Annotated in this window: 18 protein-coding genes and 1 riboswitch; of the genes, 8 read left to right on the top strand and 10 right to left on the bottom strand. The window is 73.8% G+C overall.

The features are described from left to right. Positions 1-8 precede the first annotated feature (8 nt). Positions 9-779 (top strand): SDR family oxidoreductase, encoded by a 771-nt coding sequence (locus IE124_RS06235; protein WP_189505662.1) that lies wholly within the window; start codon positions 9-11, stop codon positions 777-779. A 15-nt stretch (positions 780-794) separates the two neighbouring features. Here IE124_RS06235 and amaP read toward each other — a convergent pair whose 3' ends face one another. From amaP to IE124_RS06260, 5 genes are read right to left on the bottom strand one after another with little or no spacing between them, the layout of a single operon-like run. Further along, positions 795-1,382 carry an alkaline shock response membrane anchor protein AmaP gene (amaP, locus tag IE124_RS06240; RefSeq protein ID WP_189505663.1) on the bottom strand — a complete coding sequence of 196 codons (588 nt, stop codon included), beginning with the start codon at positions 1,380-1,382 and terminating at the stop codon, positions 795-797. 6 nt (positions 1,383-1,388) lie between these two features. Next, positions 1,389-2,060 (bottom strand): DUF6286 domain-containing protein, encoded by a 672-nt coding sequence (locus tag IE124_RS06245; RefSeq protein ID WP_189505664.1) that lies wholly within the window; start codon positions 2,058-2,060, stop codon positions 1,389-1,391. Then, positions 2,057-2,401 carry an Asp23/Gls24 family envelope stress response protein gene (locus IE124_RS06250; protein ID WP_189505665.1) on the bottom strand — a complete coding sequence of 115 codons (345 nt, stop codon included), beginning with the start codon at positions 2,399-2,401 and terminating at the stop codon, positions 2,057-2,059. Before IE124_RS06250 ends, IE124_RS06245 begins: the two co-directional genes overlap by 4 nt. A 6-nt stretch (positions 2,402-2,407) precedes the next feature. Further along, on the bottom strand, positions 2,408-2,599 hold the full coding sequence (locus IE124_RS06255; protein WP_189505666.1) for a hypothetical protein: 192 nt from the start codon (positions 2,597-2,599) through the stop codon (positions 2,408-2,410). 30 nt (positions 2,600-2,629) lie between these two features. Next, positions 2,630-3,106 carry an Asp23/Gls24 family envelope stress response protein gene (locus tag IE124_RS06260; RefSeq protein WP_229832215.1) on the bottom strand — a complete coding sequence of 159 codons (477 nt, stop codon included), beginning with the start codon at positions 3,104-3,106 and terminating at the stop codon, positions 2,630-2,632. Between the two features lie 94 nt (positions 3,107-3,200). On the opposite strand from IE124_RS06260, the gene IE124_RS06265 reads away from it, so the two are divergent. Further along, positions 3,201-3,932, top strand: a complete 732-nt coding sequence (locus IE124_RS06265; protein ID WP_189505667.1) for a hypothetical protein — start codon at positions 3,201-3,203, stop codon at positions 3,930-3,932. 27 nt (positions 3,933-3,959) lie between these two features. On the opposite strand, the gene IE124_RS06270 is transcribed toward IE124_RS06265, so the two are convergent. The 3 genes from IE124_RS06270 to IE124_RS06280 all read right to left on the bottom strand — a co-directional run bounded on the left by IE124_RS06270 (position 3,960) and on the right by IE124_RS06280 (position 7,088). Continuing rightward, entirely contained in the window at positions 3,960-4,760 is an 801-nt protein-coding gene (locus IE124_RS06270) for an enoyl-CoA hydratase/isomerase family protein (protein ID WP_189505669.1), read from the bottom strand. A gap of 130 nt (positions 4,761-4,890) precedes the next feature. Beyond that, a complete protein-coding gene (locus IE124_RS06275) occupies positions 4,891-5,112 on the bottom strand; it encodes a helix-turn-helix domain-containing protein (protein ID WP_024756249.1) in 222 nt (73 codons plus the stop codon). 377 nt (positions 5,113-5,489) lie between these two features. Beyond that, complete coding sequence (locus IE124_RS06280; protein WP_150271544.1) at positions 5,490-7,088, bottom strand: ABC-F family ATP-binding cassette domain-containing protein; 1,599 nt, start codon at positions 7,086-7,088, stop codon at positions 5,490-5,492. A 273-nt stretch (positions 7,089-7,361) separates the two neighbouring features. Here IE124_RS06280 and ypfJ point away from each other — a divergent pair, with 273 nt between their 5' ends. Continuing rightward, the gene (ypfJ, locus tag IE124_RS06285; RefSeq protein WP_189505671.1) at positions 7,362-8,252 is read left to right on the top strand and encodes a KPN_02809 family neutral zinc metallopeptidase; all 891 of its coding nucleotides are present in this window, start codon (positions 7,362-7,364) and stop codon (positions 8,250-8,252) included. 68 nt (positions 8,253-8,320) lie between these two features. Then, positions 8,321-8,722: a VOC family protein gene (locus IE124_RS06290; RefSeq protein WP_189505673.1), complete on the top strand. Its 402-nt coding sequence runs from the start codon at positions 8,321-8,323 to the stop codon at positions 8,720-8,722. Positions 8,723-8,786: 64 nt separating this feature from the next. Here IE124_RS06290 and IE124_RS06295 read toward each other — a convergent pair whose 3' ends face one another. Next, positions 8,787-10,223 (bottom strand): hypothetical protein, encoded by a 1,437-nt coding sequence (locus tag IE124_RS06295; RefSeq protein WP_370468736.1) that lies wholly within the window; start codon positions 10,221-10,223, stop codon positions 8,787-8,789. Positions 10,224-10,348: 125 nt separating this feature from the next. Next, the gene (locus tag IE124_RS06300) at positions 10,349-11,476 is read right to left on the bottom strand and encodes an alpha/beta hydrolase (protein ID WP_189505675.1); all 1,128 of its coding nucleotides are present in this window, start codon (positions 11,474-11,476) and stop codon (positions 10,349-10,351) included. A gap of 362 nt (positions 11,477-11,838) precedes the next feature. Between IE124_RS06300 and IE124_RS06305 the strand changes: the two genes are divergently transcribed. The 4 genes from IE124_RS06305 to IE124_RS06320 all read left to right on the top strand — a co-directional run bounded on the left by IE124_RS06305 (position 11,839) and on the right by IE124_RS06320 (position 16,163). Then, a complete protein-coding gene (locus IE124_RS06305) occupies positions 11,839-13,107 on the top strand; it encodes an inorganic phosphate transporter (RefSeq protein WP_189505677.1) in 1,269 nt (422 codons plus the stop codon). Positions 13,108-13,119: 12 nt separating this feature from the next. Then, a complete protein-coding gene (locus IE124_RS06310; RefSeq protein WP_189505679.1) occupies positions 13,120-13,341 on the top strand; it encodes a hypothetical protein in 222 nt (73 codons plus the stop codon). A 128-nt stretch (positions 13,342-13,469) separates the two neighbouring features. Further along, positions 13,470-13,609, top strand: a riboswitch (cobalamin riboswitch). A gap of 35 nt (positions 13,610-13,644) precedes the next feature. Further along, on the top strand, positions 13,645-14,619 hold the full coding sequence (locus IE124_RS06315; RefSeq protein WP_189505681.1) for a cobalamin biosynthesis protein: 975 nt from the start codon (positions 13,645-13,647) through the stop codon (positions 14,617-14,619). Further along, on the top strand, positions 14,616-16,163 hold the full coding sequence (locus IE124_RS06320; RefSeq protein WP_189505683.1) for a cobyric acid synthase: 1,548 nt from the start codon (positions 14,616-14,618) through the stop codon (positions 16,161-16,163). The genes IE124_RS06315 and IE124_RS06320 overlap by 4 nt, the downstream gene beginning before the upstream one ends. The last annotated feature ends 33 nt before the right edge of the window (positions 16,164-16,196 follow it).

Below are 16,196 nucleotides of genomic sequence, written 5' to 3' on the forward strand. Positions count from 1 at the left end.
ATGGGCCCATGGATCTGGGACTGAAGGACCGTGTGTACGTGGTGACCGGCGCGACCCGTGGGCTCGGCAGGGCCTCGGCGGAGGCGCTGCTCGCCGAGGGCGCGAAGGTGCTGATCACCGGGCGCGAGGAGAAGTCGGTCGCGGACGCCGTGGCCGGGCTGGGCGGGGGTGCGGAGGGGGCCGCCGTCGCCGGGGTCGCCGCCGACAACGCCGACCCGGGGACCCCCGCCCGGCTGATCGCCGAGGCGCGGGCGCGCTTCGGAGGCTTCGACGGCATCCTGATCAGCGTCGGGGGCCCCGCGCCCGGCTTCGCGGCCGACAACACCGACGAGCAGTGGGCGGCCGCCTTCGACGCCGTCTTCCTCGGGGCCGTACGTCTCGCCCGCGCGGCGGCCGAGACGCTGACCGAGGGCGGGGTGATCGGCTTCGTCCTGTCCGCCTCGGTCCACGAGCCGATCGCCGGCCTGACCATCTCGAACGGGCTGCGCCCCGGGCTCGCCGGCTTCGCCAAGTCCCTCGCCAACGACCTGGGCCCGCGCGGGGTCCGGGTCGTCGGGCTGCTCCCGAGCCGCATCGACACCGACCGGGTGCGCTCGCTCGACGCGCTCTCCGGCGACGCGGACGCGGCTCGCGCGGCGAACGAGGCCACGATCCCGCTCCGCCGCTACGGCACCCCGCAGGAGTTCGGGCGCACGGCGGCCTTCCTGCTGTCGCCGGCCGCCTCCTACCTGACGGGGCTGATGCTCCCGGTGGACGGCGGGGCGCGCTCCGGCTTCTGAGGCCGGGGGCGGGGCTCAGGTGACCCTGCGGGCCCGGTGCTTCACGGCCCGCAGGCGGGCCTCGGTCGGCAGCTCGGGCAGCCCCGCGGACGTACGGGCGTGGGCCAGGGCCTCGGTGCCGAGGCGGCTCAGGGCGTCCCCCGGGGAGGCGTAGGGCTCCAGGTCGAGGGCGACGCGGGTGCGGGGGGCGGCGCGGCGGCCGGTGAGGGAGACCTTGGCGCGGGCCACGCCCTCCTGGGCGCCGGCGTCCGCCTCCAGGACGGTCTCCAGGGCCCGGCCGCGGAGGATCGCCTCCTCGCCGTCGCCGGTGTCGACGAGGACCTCGCGGAGCCGGGCCCGCCGGAACTGCACGAGCAGCCACCACAGGGCGAGCAGGACGACGAGCCCGAGGACGGCGATGACCACCGGCCACCACCAGCCCTCCTCGCGCCATCGCTGCCGGTCCGCGGCGGAGAGCAGGACGTCGGAGGGGCCCGACCAGGGCCACCAGGACGGTACGGACAGGTCGAGGGCGGCGGCGAGGACGGCGCCGCCGACGACGACGAGGAGCAGCCCGGCGAGGCCGAGCAGTGCGCGGTTGACGCGGCGGAGGACGACCGTCACGGGCGTTCACCCCTTCTTCGGCGGTCGGGTGACCCGTACGGTCAGCGCGGGCGGGTGGGCGAGGCCGAGCTCTTCGACACCGGTGGCGAGGACGGCCTCCACGTCGTTCCGGACCTCGTCGAGGTCCCGGAAGTGCGAGACGGCGCGGACTTCGGCCTTGGAGCGGCCGACGCGGACCCGGACGGACTGGACGCCGGAGACCTCCATGACACGGTCCCGCAGGACGAGGGCGGCGGCCTCCCGGTCGAGCCCCGCGCGTACCTCGGCATGCCGGCGGCTCATGGGGAGGACGGCCCGCAGTCCGGGGGTGGCGGCCAGGATCAGCAGCCACACGCCGAGCAGGACGGCGACGGCCGCGCCGGCGACGACGGGGGTGCTGTCGAGGGGTTCGCTCGCGAGGGTGTCGGCGAACTCGCGCCGCCAGGCCATGGCGGAGCGCTCGGCCCGGACGGCGGCCACGTCGTACAGGAGCAGCCCCGCCCCGCCGAGGACGAGGGCCGCGAGCAGGGCTGCGGGGATCCGCCGGACCGCCCAGAAGCGGCGGACGCGCGGCCCACCGGCGTCCGCCAGGACGGGTACGGGGTCGGGGTCCCCGGGCGCCCCGGGGGCCGAGGGCTCGGGGTGGGGGGCGGTGCCCTCGGGGTCCGGGGCCGGGGCCGGGGTCGGGGTCGTGGTCATGAGAGGCGGCCCCTTGGGCTGGTCTCGCGGGTGTGCGGGGAGTGGAGGCGTTCCACGTGGACGGCGACCTCGTGGACCTCCATGCCCACGAGGCCCTCCACGCGGCTGCGGACCCGGCTCCGGACGGCCCCGCACTGGCGGCCGACGTCGGTCGGGTAGGCGAGTTCGAGGCTCACCGAGACCCGGGCGACGTCCCGGTGGACGACGACCGAGGCGTGCGGCGCCGAGCCGCCCTGGGGGACGGCGTCCAGCGCCTCCCGCGCGGCCTGGGAGGCGATCTTCGCGACGACCCGGTCGGCGATCGTGGTCGCCCCGCGGTCACGTACCGGGTCCGCTGCCACCCCGGGTCACCGCCGCCGGTCGCCGCGCTCGCGGCCCCGGAACAGGTCGCCGGGTTCGAGGTCGCCGTCGAGGAACCGGCCGGCCACAAAGCCGATCGCGCCCAGGGCCGCGACCAGCACGAACGCCCCGAAGCCGCCGAAGTAGCCGGCGAAACCCAGGGCCATGCCGGCCACCAGGCCGACCACCGCCATACTCATTTTCTGTCCCTTCCGAGGACTGTCCGAGGGCTACTGGAGTCTCGACTCCGGTTCCTCCTCCTCTTCGTCCGGGAGCTTCACGTCGCTGACCGCGATGTTGACCTCCACGACCTCCAGGCCGGTCATCCGCTCCACGGCGGCGATGACGTTCTCCCGGACGTCGCCGGCGACGTCGGCGATGGAGACGCCGTAGTCGACGACGATCTCCAGGTCGAGCGCGGTCTGCACCTCGCCGACCTCGGCCTTCACCCCTCGGGTGACGCTCGCCTTGCCGCCGCCCCCGCCCGGTACGCGGTCGCGTACGGCGCCGAAGGTGCGGGAGATCCCGCTGCCCATGGCATGGACGCCGACGACGTCGCGCGCGGCGAGGCCGGCGATCTTCTCCACGACGCCGTCGGCGATCGTGGTCCGGCCCCGCGAGGCCGGGGCGCCGCCACCGCGTTTGGTCACGGAGGTGCGGCGCTGTTCGTCGGACGGCATGTCACCGGAGTGTGCACTGTCCACCATTTAATTTCGCCCCTTCTGGGATATTTCGGGGTTCTTTGCCCACACTAAGGGCGGCTGCCCGGTCCCGCGCTGGGGGATGCGGCAGGCTGGGGCAATGACGACGGCTGAGGGTTGGACGGCTTCGGTACGGGACCGGCTCGCGCCGGGTCGGCTGCTGCCGCTGGGGGCACCGGAGGACGGGGCCTGGATCACGGAGCGCGCGGTACGGACGGCCCTCGACGGGGCTGCCGTGGCGGTACGGGGAGTGGTGCCGGGCGAACTCCGCATCGCCCCCGCCGCGGAGGCGAGCGCGGGCGCCGGTGGGGACACCGACACGGAGCCCGGCGCGGGCGCCGGCGCCGAGCCGGCCGCGGAGACGTTCCCCGTGCCGCCCGGCGGGCTGCCGCCGGGGGCGCTGCGGATCTCGGCGGGCTTCGGGGCGGTGGCCGGGCGGGCGCTTCCGGAGCTCGTCGCCGAGCTGCGTACGGCCCTGCTCACGGCGGCCGAGGACAGGCTCGGCCTCGTCGTGGCCGCCGTCGACCTGCGGGTGACGGAGCTGCTCGACGCGGCGCCGGAGAATTCCGGCCCCGCCGCTCCCCCACCCGGGCGAACCTCCCCGGCCACGGACGACCCCGCCGCGCTCGCGGCGCTGCGGGTCGACGGGGTCGCGGGAGTGACGGACATGCTGGGCCCGCCGGTCCACCGGGCCTCCGGCCGGGTGCGGGTCGAGCTGGCGGTGACGGCAGGTCACCGACCGCTGGACGTGGTCCGCGACGTACGGAACGCCGTGACCGCCGCGGCCGGAGAGGCGACGGCGGTCACGGTGCTGGTCTCCGAGCTGCGGTAGGAACCGCGCCGGGGCGAACGGGGCGCGTCAGTCGCCGAGGCCCGCGAGGTCGCGCAGACGGCGCGCCTGGGCGGCGCGCTCGGCGGTGCGCTGCTCCTCGTACGAGCGGCCCGCGGCAGCCTGGAGGAGCGCCTTGGTCTCGTTGACCGCGGCTCGCGGCGCCGCGAGCAGGGCGGCGCTGAGGTCCCGTACCGCCGCGTCGAGCTCGTCGGCGGGCACGGCGATGTTGGCGAGACCGATGCGCTCGGCCTCCTCCGCGTGGACGAAGCGGCCGGTGGCGCAGATCTCCAGCGCGCGGGCGTAGCCGACGAGCGAGACGAGCGGGTGCGTCCCGGTCAGGTCCGGGACGAGACCCAGGCTGGTCTCGCGCATGGCGAACTGCACGTCCTCGGCGACGACCCGCAGGTCGCAGGCGAGGGCGAGCTGGAAGCCCGCGCCGATGGCGTGCCCCTGGACGGCCGCGATCGACACGAGGTCGCTACGGCGCCACCAGGTGAACGCCTCCTGGTACGTGGCGATCTCCGCGTCGAGGTCCGCGTCGGAACCGCGCGCGAGATCGAGGAAGGACGGCTCTCCGTCGAAGCCCTCGGGCGTGAACGCCTGCCGGTCGAGCCCCGCGGAGAAGGACTTTCCCTCTCCGCGCAGGACGACGACCCGCACGCTGCCGGGCAACGACCGGCCGGCTTCTGTCAACGCCCGCCACAGAGCGGGAGACTGAGCGTTGCGCTTCGCCGGGTTGGTCAGGGTCACCGTGGCAACGGCGTCCTCGACGGTGAGCCGTACACCGTCCTTGTCGAATACGAGCTCAGAGTCGTCGAGCGTAGCCATGGGGCGCCTCCGGTTCCGGTGCAGCACTTGCGAGGATGCTAAGTGACTGCACAGTAACCACCTGGCCGACCGCGCGGTCGACCGGGTGGCCACCGAGAGATCCGGTGGCCGGTCGAGCCGCCCCGATGACTCAGACCGAGGCTGCCTTCTTGCCTCGTGTCGCTCCGCCGCGTCCACGCAGCGTGACTCCGGACTCGCTCAGCATCCGGTGGACGAATCCGTAGGAGCGGCCGGTTTCCTCGGCCAGCGCCCGGATGCTCGCACCGGAGTCGTACTTCTTCTTCAGGTCTGCCGCGAGCTTGTCGCGCGCGGCGCCGGTCACCCGGCTGCCCTTCTTCAGAGTCTCGGCCACCCGTGCCTCCTCATGGGAAGTGCGCTCTGGACTTCTCATGATCACCCCTACCCGGCGTCCTGGCCACCCATTCGACAAGGTCCGTGCGGCCGGGTTGCGGGAGCAGCACCCCCTCGCCACGACCGGAGGCACAGATTCCGCACAGAGGGAAAGCCGGGCCCGCGCCGCCCGGGGCGGGAAGTGCCAGGTCAAGGCCGCAGGGGGAACACACATACGGCGCGGGTCTGCCGGAAGGATTCGGCAGAGCACCGCGCCGGGGTGTACGAGACGCCCTCACTCAGATGAAGGATCACCCATGAGCCGAATGATCCAGCCCTGAAGGATCACTCCGGACCCCGGAGCCCGCCCGAGGGCGCTTCCGGAGCCGTGGAGCCGGGTCAGGCCAGGGCCACGAGGTCCGCGTAGTCCGCGCCCCACAGGTCCTCGACGCCGTCCGGGAGCAGGATGATCCGCTCCGGGTCGAGCGCCTCGACCGCGCCCTCGTCGTGCGTGACGAGGACGACCGCGCCCTTGTACGTCCGCAGGGCGCCGAGGATCTCCTCGCGGCTGGCCGGGTCGAGGTTGTTGGTGGGCTCGTCGAGCAGGAGCACGTTCGCCGAGGAGACGACGAGGGTCGCGAGCGCGAGACGGGTCTTCTCGCCACCGGAGAGCACGCCGGCCGGCTTGTCGACGTCGTCACCGGAGAAGAGGAAGGAACCGAGCGTCTTGCGGACGTCGACGAGGTCGAGGTCGGGCGCGGCGGAGCGCATGTTCTCCAGGACGGTCCGCTCGGGGTCGAGCGTCTCGTGCTCCTGGGCGTAGTAGCCGAGCTTCAGGCCGTGGCCCGGGGTGACCTCACCCGTGTCGGGCTGCTCCACGCCGCCGAGAAGGCGCAGCAGGGTCGTCTTGCCCGCGCCGTTGAGGCCGAGGATGACGACGCGGGAGCCCTTGTCGATGGCGAGGTCGACATCGGTGAAGATCTCCAGCGAACCGTAGGACTTGGAGAGTCCCTCGGCGGTCAGCGGGGTCTTGCCGCAGGGCGCGGGGTCCGGGAAGCGGAGCTTGGCGACCTTGTCGGAGGCACGCACGGCCTCCAGGCCGGAGAGCAGCCGCTCGGCGCGCTTGGCCATGTTCTGCGCGGCGACGGTCTTGGTGGCCTTGGCGCGCATCTTGTCGGCCTGCGAGTTGAGGGCGGCGGCCTTCTTCTCGGCGTTCTGACGCTCGCGCTTGCGGCGCTTCTCGTCGGCCTCGCGCTGCTGCTGGTAGAGCTTCCAGCCCATGTTGTAGACGTCGATCGTGGAGCGGTTGGCGTCCAGGTAGAAGACCTTGTTCACGACGGTCTCGACGAGGTCGACGTCGTGGGAGATGACGATGAAGCCACCGCGGTAGGTCTTCAGGTAGTCGCGCAGCCAGATGATCGAGTCGGCGTCGAGGTGGTTGGTCGGCTCGTCAAGGAGGAGCGTGTCGGCGTCCGAGAAGAGGATCCGGGCGAGCTCGACGCGGCGGCGCTGACCGCCGGAGAGGGTGTGCAGCGGCTGGCCCATGACGCGGTCGGGCAGACCGAGGGCGGCGGCGATGGTGGAGGCCTCGGCCTCGGCCGCGTAGCCGCCCTTCGTCAGGAACTCGGTCTCCTGGCGCTCGTACTGCCGCATGGCCTTGTCGCGGGTGCCGCCGGTGCCGGTCGCGATGCGCTCCTCGTTCGCCCGCATCTTCTTGAGGAGGGTGTCGAGGCCGCGGGCGGAGAGGATGCGGTCGCGGGCCAGGACGTCCAGGTCACCGGTGCGCGGGTCCTGCGGGAGGTAGCCGACCTCGCCGGAGCGGGCGATGGCGCCGGCGGCGGGCTGGCCCTCGCCCGCGAGGCACTTGGTGAGGGTCGTCTTGCCCGCTCCGTTTCGGCCGACGAGGCCGATGCGGTCGCCCTTGGCGACACGGAAGGAAGCGGACTCGATGAGGACGCGGGCGCCGGCGCGCAGCTCGATGCCGGTGGCGGTGATCACGGACAGACTCCAGGGCGATGGGAACGGCGGAAGGACGGTTATTGACGGGCTTCGACGCCGCTAATGCACGGGGAGAGTGGCCATACGGCCAGTCTAACGGGCTCCTGCAACTGGTTTTCGGCCATGTGGGTGTCATATGGCGCGATCGGAGCTTTCTCACATTTCCTTGCATTTCGCCTTGACCTAATAAAAGGGGCGAAGGGAGGAAGATCGGCCGATACTCGGCGCAGGGCGGCGGCCACTGCCGCGGCAGTACGCGGAGGGTGGTGGACCGTGCAGTTCGACGACGACGCCGACCTGGACACCTCGGAGGTCAAGGACGTCCGCAACAGCCGCGTCCCCGGCGGCAGGGCGACGGTCGGCGGCGGCATCATCGGCCTCATCGCGCTGGTCCTGGGTGTGCTCTTCGGGGTCGGGCCCGACCAGCTCGGGCTCACCGACGGCGGCGACGAACCGGTCGCGACCTCGTCCTCGGCGGCCCAGGTGAACCAGGCCTGCAAGAAGGGCTCGGACGCGAACACCCGCGAGGACTGCCGGATCGTCGCCGTCGTCAACAGCCTCCAGGACTTCTGGCGGAGCGAGTACGCGCGACGGGGCGGGGCCTACGGGAACGCCGCCACCGTGATGTTCACCCAGCGGGTCGGGACCGCCTGCGGCTCGGCGACCTCGGCCGTCGGGCCCTTCTACTGCCCCGGGGACCGGCAGGTCTATCTGGACCTGGGCTTCTTCGAGGAGCTGCGGACCAAGTTCGGGTCGAGCGGCGGGCCCTTCGCCCAGGCGTACGTGGTGGCCCACGAGTACGGCCATCACATCCAGAACCTGATGGGGACCCTTGAGCGCGCCCAGGACGGGCGGACCGGTGCGAACTCCAACGCCGTCCGGGTCGAGCTCCAGGCCGACTGCTACGCCGGGGTGTGGGCGCGGCACGCGACGACCACCCCCGACGACAGGACGGGCCGCCCGCTGCTGACCCGGCTCACGGACGCGGACATCCAGGACGGCCTCGACGCGGCGGCCGCGGTGGGCGACGACCGGATCCAGGAGAGGTTCCAGGGCCGGGTGACCCCGGAGAACTGGACGCACGGCTCGGCGGCGCAGCGGCAGCAGTGGTTCCACCAGGGCTACAGGACCGGTGACATGGCCCGGTGCAACACCTTCCGCTGAGTTGTCGGTGCCGCCTGCCAGACTGAGATCCAGGTCACATTCGGCTGAATCGAGAGGAAGTGGTCGGGATGGCTGAGGCACCCCACATCTGTCCGACGCTGACGTACGAGGACGCGCAGGGGGCGATCAAGCTGCTCACGGAGGGCTTCGGCTTCACGGCGAGCGCCGTCTACGAGGCCGAGGACGGGCTGATCGCCCACGCGGAGCTGGCGTACGGGAACGGCATGGTGATGCTCGGCAGCAAGGGCACGGGCAGCGAGTTCGACAAGCTGATGGACCGCGCGGGCCCGGTGGGCGTCTTCGTGCACGTGGACGACGTGGACGAGCACCACGCGCGGGCCGTCGCCCACGGCGCCGAGATCGTGATGCCGCCCACGGACCAGGAGTACGGCGCGCGGGACTACATGGCCCGGGACGCCGAGGGGAACATCTGGAGCTTCGGGACCTACACGCCCGGCGCCGCGGAGTAACCGGGCGCCGGACGTCGGACGTCGGACGTCGGACGTCGGACGTCGGACGGATGCCCCGCCCCGGTCAGGCGCCCCCGGTGTGGACCTGGAAGGCGGCCCTGCGGACCGCCTTGGACAGGGCCGGGTCCGGGTGGGCGGCGGCCAGGGCGACCAGGACCTGGACGGTCCTGGGGTGGCCGACGGCCCTGACCTCGTCGAGCAGCGCGGGGACGGTCCCCTGGACGGCGGATTCGAGGTGACGGACGAGCAGCTCGCTCTCGCCGTGGTCGGCGACGGCCGCCGCCGTGTCCACCCAGAGCCAGGTGGCCTCCTCGCGGGTGAGCACCTCCTGGGCGTCGTCGGGGTCGGCGCCCTCGTACTCGGCCAGCCAGAGCAGCGCGTACGGCCGCAGGGAGGGTTCGGCGACGGTGGCCCGGACCTCGGCCTCGGCGGGGGCTCCGACGACCCGCAGCGCCTCGAAGGCGAGGCCGCGCAGGAGGGCGTCCTCGCCCCGCGCGACGGCGAGGAGTTCGGCCACGGCGCTGGAGAGCGTGCGGGCCGCGAGCCAGGCGCGGTACTCGGCGCGGGCCGGTCCCGGGGTGAGCCGGGCGCAGCCGCGGAGCATGTCCTCGGCGGACTGCTCGATGTTGCCCGCGGGGCTCTGCGCGGCGACGCAGATCTGCTCCAGCTTGACCCAGACCGCCCAGTTGCCGAGCGGGGTCAGGGTGGCGTGCCGGGCGTCCGCGCCGGGATCGAGGGTGAGCGCGCCGACGGCCGCGAGGCCCTCAAGGGCCCAGTCGAGGAGGGCGGGGAGCCCGTCCGTGCCGGAGGACGCCTCGGGGGCCGGGTCGGGGGTGACGCTCGCCGGGCCGGGGGTCTGGTCGGCGACCGGGACCTCGCAGCGCTCCTCGCGGAGCTCCTCGACGCGCTGGCCGAGCAGGTCGAGCAGGACCGGGACGAGCACCGGGCCCTGGGAGAGCTGGAGCAGCGAGAGCACCTGCGGTACGGCCTCGACGACCTCGGCGACCGCGCTCGGCGCGACGCCCTCGGGCGCCGGGTGGACCAGCGACCAGGCGTCGAAGAGGGCGACCCAGCCGCGCAGGACGGCGGAGTCGTCCCGGTCCCAGGCGTGCAGCCGCCAGCCGGGGCGGGCGGTGTCGCCGTGGAGTTCGACGAGCCCCGCGAGCCGGGCGCGGTCCCAGCCGGCTCGGACCTGGCCGGGCGTCAGGTCCAGTGCGGCCGCGGCCCGTTCCTGGGCGGGGGTGGCTTCGACGCCGGCCCGGAGGGCGGCTTCGGGTCCGCGCTCGACGGCGGCCCAGCGGGCGATCCGTACGGCGTCGGCAAGGACGTGCCGGGCCTGACGGGCGAGTTCCGCGCGGGGCGGAGTGCCCTCGGGCGGCCGCGGCGCCGGCCGGGTGCGCCGGTTCGTCACGGCCCGTCGGGCGGTGGCCAGCGCCCGCGGGCGGACGAGTCGGAGTCTGGAGTTGCGCGCCAATGGTTCATCGGGCTTTCGAGACGTCACGGGGGCAGTCTTCCCGCTGACGGCCCGAAAGCCCAATCGGAATCCGCAGCCCCGTCAGAACGGCCGCCGCGGCGGCCGTCGGAGCGGGGGCCGTTTGCACCGTCGGAGCGGGGACGTGCGCGCCGTCAGAGCAAGGGGGTGAGGAAGCGGCGCAGGGCCTCCTCGTAGCGGACGGGGCCGGCGTTCCACATCGCCGCGTGCGGGGCGTGCCGGATCGTCTGCAGGGTGACCAGGTCGGGGCGGCGGGCGGCGAGCTCGACGGAGCGCTCCCAGGGGGCGATCGTGTCGTCGGGGCCGTGCAGGAGGAGCACCGGGACGCGCAGGGCGCCCGGCTCCGAGGCGGCCTGGAGCCGGTCCCCGTGCACCCCCGTCCGGCCTTGGGCGGCGCGGACGGCGAGCGGGAGCAGGGGTCCGGGGACGTGGCGTGCCGCGGCGAGGTTGCGGAGGGTCGCCTCCCAGTCGAGGACCGGGGAGTCGAGGACGAGGCCGCTGATCCGGTCCCGTACGCCCGACTCGGCGGCGGCGCGCAGGGCCATCGCGGCGCCGGTGCCCCAGCCGTGCAGGACGACCTTCTCGGCGCCGCGGCGGACGGCGTACCGGATGGCGGCGTCGACGTCCCGCCACTCGGAGTCGCCGAGGTGGGCGAGACCGTCCGGGGAGGCGGGCGCCCCCTCGTCGCCGCGGTAGGCGGGGACGAGGACGGGGATCTTGCGCCGGTTGAAGAAGGGGACGAGGTTCAGGGGGTGCTCGCGGGTGGTGCCGAGGCCGTGCAGCGCGATCACCCACGTGCTGCGCGGGCCGGCGACGAGCCAGCCGGGCAGCGGGCCGAGCTCGCCGGGGATCTCGACGTCCTCGTGGGCGAGCCCGAGGGCGCTGACCGGCGTGCCGCGGTGGAGCTGGGGGGTGAGGCGGACGCGGACGCCGGGGCCGAGGACGCCGAGCTCGACGCGTTCCAGGCGGCGGACGACGGTGTCGGCGGTGTGCGGGACGCGGTCGAGGACGGGGCCGAGGACGGCGTGCAGGCCGGGGGCCTCCAGGCCGTACGTGCCGGGGCGCAGCGAGGCGAGGCTGCGGGTGAGGGTGATCCGTTCGGGTCCCGTGGCGTGCACGGTGAGTCTGGGGTCTCCCGGGAGTGGTCGTCCGGACGGCACCTTGAGGGCGACGTCGCTGGCGTACCGGCCGGCCGCTACCGCGGCCGCACCGACACCGATCAGGGTGGTGACGGCCGCTGCCGTCGCTGTAGCCGGGCGCACGCTCCCAGTGTCGGCAGGTCGCGGGCGGCCTGCCACCGGGCGGACCCGGCCGGGGGCGGCAGACGTCCCTCCGGCGAGTGACGTGGGTCTCCTCTGCGGGGTCCCCCGGTCGGATGGTCCGGTCCAGGGGGCGGAACGGGATGGTCAGGGGTGGACCGGGGTGGGGTGCCGGTGGCCCGTGGAGGCCCGGATTACCCGGGGTCGCAGGGTGACCGCATCGTGGACACCCGCTCCGGCGGAGGGCTAAGCGGAATGCCTTGACACCGGATGGGGACACCACGTCGCCCGCCCCAGTTCATCTTCCGTTCACCCAGGTTGCTTACGTTCGTCGAGCCACTGACGTCAAACGATTGCCTGGGTAAATGGAACACATCACGCTGCTGCTCGCCATTGTGGTCGTGACAGCTCTCGTGTTCGATTTCACGAACGGTTTCCACGACACCGCCAACGCGATGGCCACGACCATCTCGACCGGTGCACTGAAGCCCAAGACGGCGGTGGCCATGTCCGCCGTGCTGAACCTCGTCGGCGCGTTCCTGTCCGTGGAGGTCGCCAAGACGATCTCCGGCGGGATCATCAACGAAGAGGGCATTCGTACAGAAGTGATCTTCGCGGCGCTCGTGGGCGCCATCCTGTGGAACCTGCTGACCTGGCTCCTGGGCCTGCCGTCCAGCTCCTCCCACGCACTCTTCGGCGGCCTCATCGGTGCCGCGGTCATGTCGGCCGGCTGGTCCGCGGTCAACGGCTCGACCATCGTCACCAAGGTCCTCATCCCGGCCGTCGCCGCGCCGCTCGTCGCCGGCCTCGCCGCGATGGCCGCCACGAAGCTGACGTACAAGATCAAGGCCAAGCCCGAGGCGAAGGCCACGGCCAAGGGCTACCGGGCCGGCCAGATCGCCTCCGCCGGTCTCGTCTCCCTCGCCCACGGCACCAACGACGCCCAGAAGACGATGGGCATCATCACCCTCGCCCTGGTCACCCAGGGTGTCGTGGCCCCCGGCTCGAACCCCCCGCTGTGGGTCATCGTCTCCGCCGGTGTCGCCATCGCGGCCGGCACCTACCTCGGCGGCTGGCGCATCATCCGCACCATGGGCAAGGGCCTCACCGACCTCCAGCCGCAGCAGGGCTTCGCCGCCCAGACCAGCGCCGCCACGGTCATCCTGGCCTCCTCGCACCTCGGCTTCTCCCTCTCCACCACCCAGTCCTGCTCGGGTGCCGTGATGGGCGCCGGCCTCGGCCGCAAGGGCGGTGTCGTCCGCTGGTCGACCGCCACCCGGATGTTCGTCGCCTGGGGCCTGACCCTGCCCGCCGCCGGCCTCGTCGGCGCCGGCGCCGAGTTCCTCACCAAGCAGGGCCCCTGGGGCATCGCCGCCGTCGCCGTCCTGCTGGTCTCCGGCTCGGCCGTGATCTGGACGCTCTCCCGCCGCAAGCCGGTCGACCACCACAACGTCACCGCCGACGACCTGGACGAGGAGCCCGCGGGGGTCGTGACCACCGCCATCGCGGCCGTCACCCCGCCGCCGGCCGCCGGTTCCGTCGCCGCCGTCGCGGACGAGGACCTCAAGACCACCATCCCCGCGCCGGTCCCCACGGACCCGGCCGCTCCCCCGGCCCCCGCCGCAGCGGTGTAAGGAACCAACGACATGAAGATCGACTGGGCAGCTCTCGGCTCCGTCTTCGGAGTCAGCCTCCTGGCGACCGTCGCCCTCGTGGGCCTCTTCTCCCTCGGGATCGTCGGCCTCGGCAAGCAGGAGGAGGCCGCGGCCAACGGCGGCTCCGCGACCCTGGCCCGCACCGGCGCCTACGCCTGCTTCGCCCTGTGCGCGGCGGCCGTGGCCTACGGCATCTACCTGATCGTCGTCTGACGGTCCCCTCTCGCACCACGGCCGGGCGGTCCGCACCTTCGGGTGCGGGCCGCCCGGCCGTCGTCTCGTGGTCCGTGTCTGTGGTGCTTCGCACAGTGACCTGTCGCAGGTCAAGGGTGAGTTGACGGCTGTTCGCGGGCCGTGGTGGACTGCCGAGGCCATTACGGCGGCAGCAGAGGAAGTCCGGTGAGAATCCGGCGCGGTCCCGCCACTGTGACCGGATCCGAGGGGTCCGGGAGTCAGGAACTCTCGCCGCCGGTCACGTCGATCCAGGGCGCGGACCCTGAGTGAGGACATGCGCCCATGCCCGGCCGCATCAGAGCCAGCCGCCTTACTCCGGGCGGATTCGCGTACGGCGCCGCCCTCGGGCTCGCCGTCGACCAGATCGTCGGCGATCCCCGCCGCGGACATCCCGTCGCCGCCTTCGGCCGGGCCGCCGCCGCGGTCGAACAGCGCCTCCACCACGACCACCGCGGCTGGGGCGCCCTGCACACCGCCGTCTGCGCCGGCTCCACCGTCGCCCTCGGCGCCCTCGCCGCCCGCGCCGTCCGCGACCGGCCCGCCGCCGCCGTCGCGCTGACCGCCGCCTCCGTCTGGGCCGTCGTCGGCGGTACGACCCTGGGACGGGAGGCCCGCGCGATCGGCGGGGCGCTCGCCGTCGGGGACCTGGAGGTCGCCCGGGAGCGGCTGCCGCACCTCTGCGGGCGCGACCCGCAGTCCCTGGACGGTCCCGCGATGGCCCGCGCCGTCGTCGAGTCCGTCGCCGAGAACACCTCCGACGCCGTGGTCGGCGCCCTCTTCTGGGGCGCGGTCGCGGGCGTGCCGGGCCTCCTCGCCTTCCGCGCCGTGAACACCCTCGACGCGATGGTCGGCCACAAGTCGCCGCGGCACCGGCGCTTCGGCTGGGCCTCGGCCCGGCTCGACGACGTGGCCGGCTGGCCCGGGGCACGGCTCACGGCCGCCGCCGCGACGCTCGCCGGAGGGAGCCCGCGTGGCGCCGTACGGGCCTGGCGGGCGGACGCGGCGAAGCACCCGAGCCCAAACGCGGGCCCCGTCGAGGCCTCCTTCGCGGGCGCCCTCGGCGTACGGCTCGGGGGGACCCTCTCGTACGGCGGGCGGGTCGAGCACCGGCCCGTGCTCAACGGGGAGGGGCGGCCCGTCGAGGTCGCCGACATCGACCGGGCGGTCCGGCTCTCGCGCCGGGTGACCGCACTGACCCTGGCCGCCTGTGTCGGCGGCCGCATGATCATCGGTGCTGTGAAGCGGAGGAACGCATGAGGGGTGGCGGTCTCCTGGTCGCCGGGACCACGTCCGACGCCGGCAAGAGCGTCGTGACGGCCGGCATCTGCCGCTGGCTGGTCCGCAAGGGCGTGAAAGTGGCGCCGTTCAAGGGGCAGAACATGTCCCTCAACTCCTTCGTGACCCGTGAGGGCGCCGAGATCGGACGGGCCCAGGCCATGCAGGCGCAGGCCGCCCGCGTCGAGCCGACGGCCCTGATGAACCCGGTGCTGCTCAAGCCGGGCAGCGACCGCTCCAGCCAGGTCGTCCTGATGGGCAAGCCGGTGGGCGAGCTGAGCGCTCGTGGGTTCTTCGGGGGGTCCGGGGGGTCGTCCCCCGGGAAGGCACTGCACGGCGGGCGGCAGAAAGAACTCTTCGAGCCGGTCATGGCGTGCCTGGAGGAACTCCGGGGCATGTACGACGCCGTGATCTGCGAGGGGGCGGGCAGTCCGGCCGAGATCAACCTGCGGCGCACGGACATCGTGAACATGGGCATCGCGCGGGCCGCGCAGCTGCCCGTCGTCGTGGTCGGCGACATCGACCGGGGCGGGGTCTTCGCCCAGTTCTTCGGGACCACGGCGCTGCTCTCGCCCGAGGACCAGCAGCTCGTCGCGGGGTACCTCGTGAACAAGTTCCGCGGTGACGTGACCCTCCTTGAGCCCGGGCTCGACATGCTGCACGGGCTGACCGGGCGGCGGACCTTCGGCGTCCTGCCGTACGCGCACGGCCTCGGCATCGACGAGGAGGACGGGCTGCGGGTCTCGCTGCGGGGCACCGTCCGCGAGTCCGTCGTCGCACCCCCGGTCGGCACGGACGTCCTGCGGGTCGCCGTGTGCGCCGTACCGCTCATGTCGAACTTCACGGACGTCGACGCGCTGGCCGCCGAGCCGGGTGTCGTCGTGCGGTTCGTGGACCGGCCGGAGGAGCTCGTCGACGCGGACCTCGTCGTCGTGCCGGGCACCCGGGGGACGGTGAAGGCGCTCGCGTGGCTGCGGGAGCGGGGCCTCGCGGACGAGCTGGCACGGCGCGCGGCCGAGGGACGGCCGGTCCTCGGGATCTGCGGCGGCTTCCAGGCGCTGGGCGAGCGGATCGAGGACGAGGTCGAGTCCAAGGCCGGGACCGTCGACGGGCTCGGGCTGCTGCCCGTACGGGTGCGGTTCGCGCGCGAGAAGACCCTGGCGCGGCCGGTCGGCGAGGCGCTCGGGGAGCGGGTCGAGGGGTACGAGATCCACCACGGTGTCGCGGACGTGCTCGGCGGCGAGCCGTTCCTGGACGGGTGCCGGGTGGGCTCCGTGTGGGGTACGCACTGGCACGGGTCGCTGGAGAGCGACGGATTCCGGCGGGCGTTCCTGCGGGAGGTCGCGGCGGCGGCCGGCCGACGGTTCGTGCCGGCGCCCGACACCTCGTTCGGCACGCTCCGGGAGGAGCAGCTGGACCGGCTCGGCGACCTGATCGAGGAGCACGCGGACACGGACGCGCTGCTGCGGCTGATCGAGGAGGGGGCCCCGGCGGGGCTGCCGTTCGTGCCGCCGGGCGCGCCGTGAGGGGCACCGCCGACGTCGCGGTCCGCCCGCGAC

Origin of the sequence: Streptomyces narbonensis, assembly GCF_014649015.1 — a bacterium.
In the GTDB taxonomy this organism is placed as follows: Bacteria; Actinomycetota; Actinomycetes; order Streptomycetales; family Streptomycetaceae; genus Streptomyces; species Streptomyces narbonensis.

What these genes read in the sequence shown, in the direction of transcription:
- IE124_RS06235 (WP_189505662.1), top strand. Translation starts at nt 9, where the DNA reads ATGGATCTGGGACTGAAGGACCGTGTGTACGTGGTGACCGGCGCGACC.
- IE124_RS06245 (WP_189505664.1), bottom strand. Translation starts at nt 2,060, where the DNA reads ATGACCACGACCCCGACCCCGGCCCCGGCCCCGGACCCCGAGGGCACC.
- IE124_RS06255 (WP_189505666.1), bottom strand. Translation starts at nt 2,599, where the DNA reads ATGAGTATGGCGGTGGTCGGCCTGGTGGCCGGCATGGCCCTGGGTTTC.
- IE124_RS06260 (WP_229832215.1), bottom strand. Translation starts at nt 3,106, where the DNA reads ATGGTGGACAGTGCACACTCCGGTGACATGCCGTCCGACGAACAGCGC.
- IE124_RS06265 (WP_189505667.1), top strand. Translation starts at nt 3,201, where the DNA reads ATGACGACGGCTGAGGGTTGGACGGCTTCGGTACGGGACCGGCTCGCG.
- IE124_RS06270 (WP_189505669.1), bottom strand. Translation starts at nt 4,760, where the DNA reads ATGGCTACGCTCGACGACTCTGAGCTCGTATTCGACAAGGACGGTGTA.
- IE124_RS06290 (WP_189505673.1), top strand. Translation starts at nt 8,321, where the DNA reads ATGGCTGAGGCACCCCACATCTGTCCGACGCTGACGTACGAGGACGCG.
- IE124_RS06305 (WP_189505677.1), top strand. Translation starts at nt 11,839, where the DNA reads ATGGAACACATCACGCTGCTGCTCGCCATTGTGGTCGTGACAGCTCTC.
- IE124_RS06310 (WP_189505679.1), top strand. Translation starts at nt 13,120, where the DNA reads ATGAAGATCGACTGGGCAGCTCTCGGCTCCGTCTTCGGAGTCAGCCTC.
- IE124_RS06315 (WP_189505681.1), top strand. Translation starts at nt 13,645, where the DNA reads ATGCCCGGCCGCATCAGAGCCAGCCGCCTTACTCCGGGCGGATTCGCG.
- IE124_RS06320 (WP_189505683.1), top strand. Translation starts at nt 14,616, where the DNA reads ATGAGGGGTGGCGGTCTCCTGGTCGCCGGGACCACGTCCGACGCCGGC.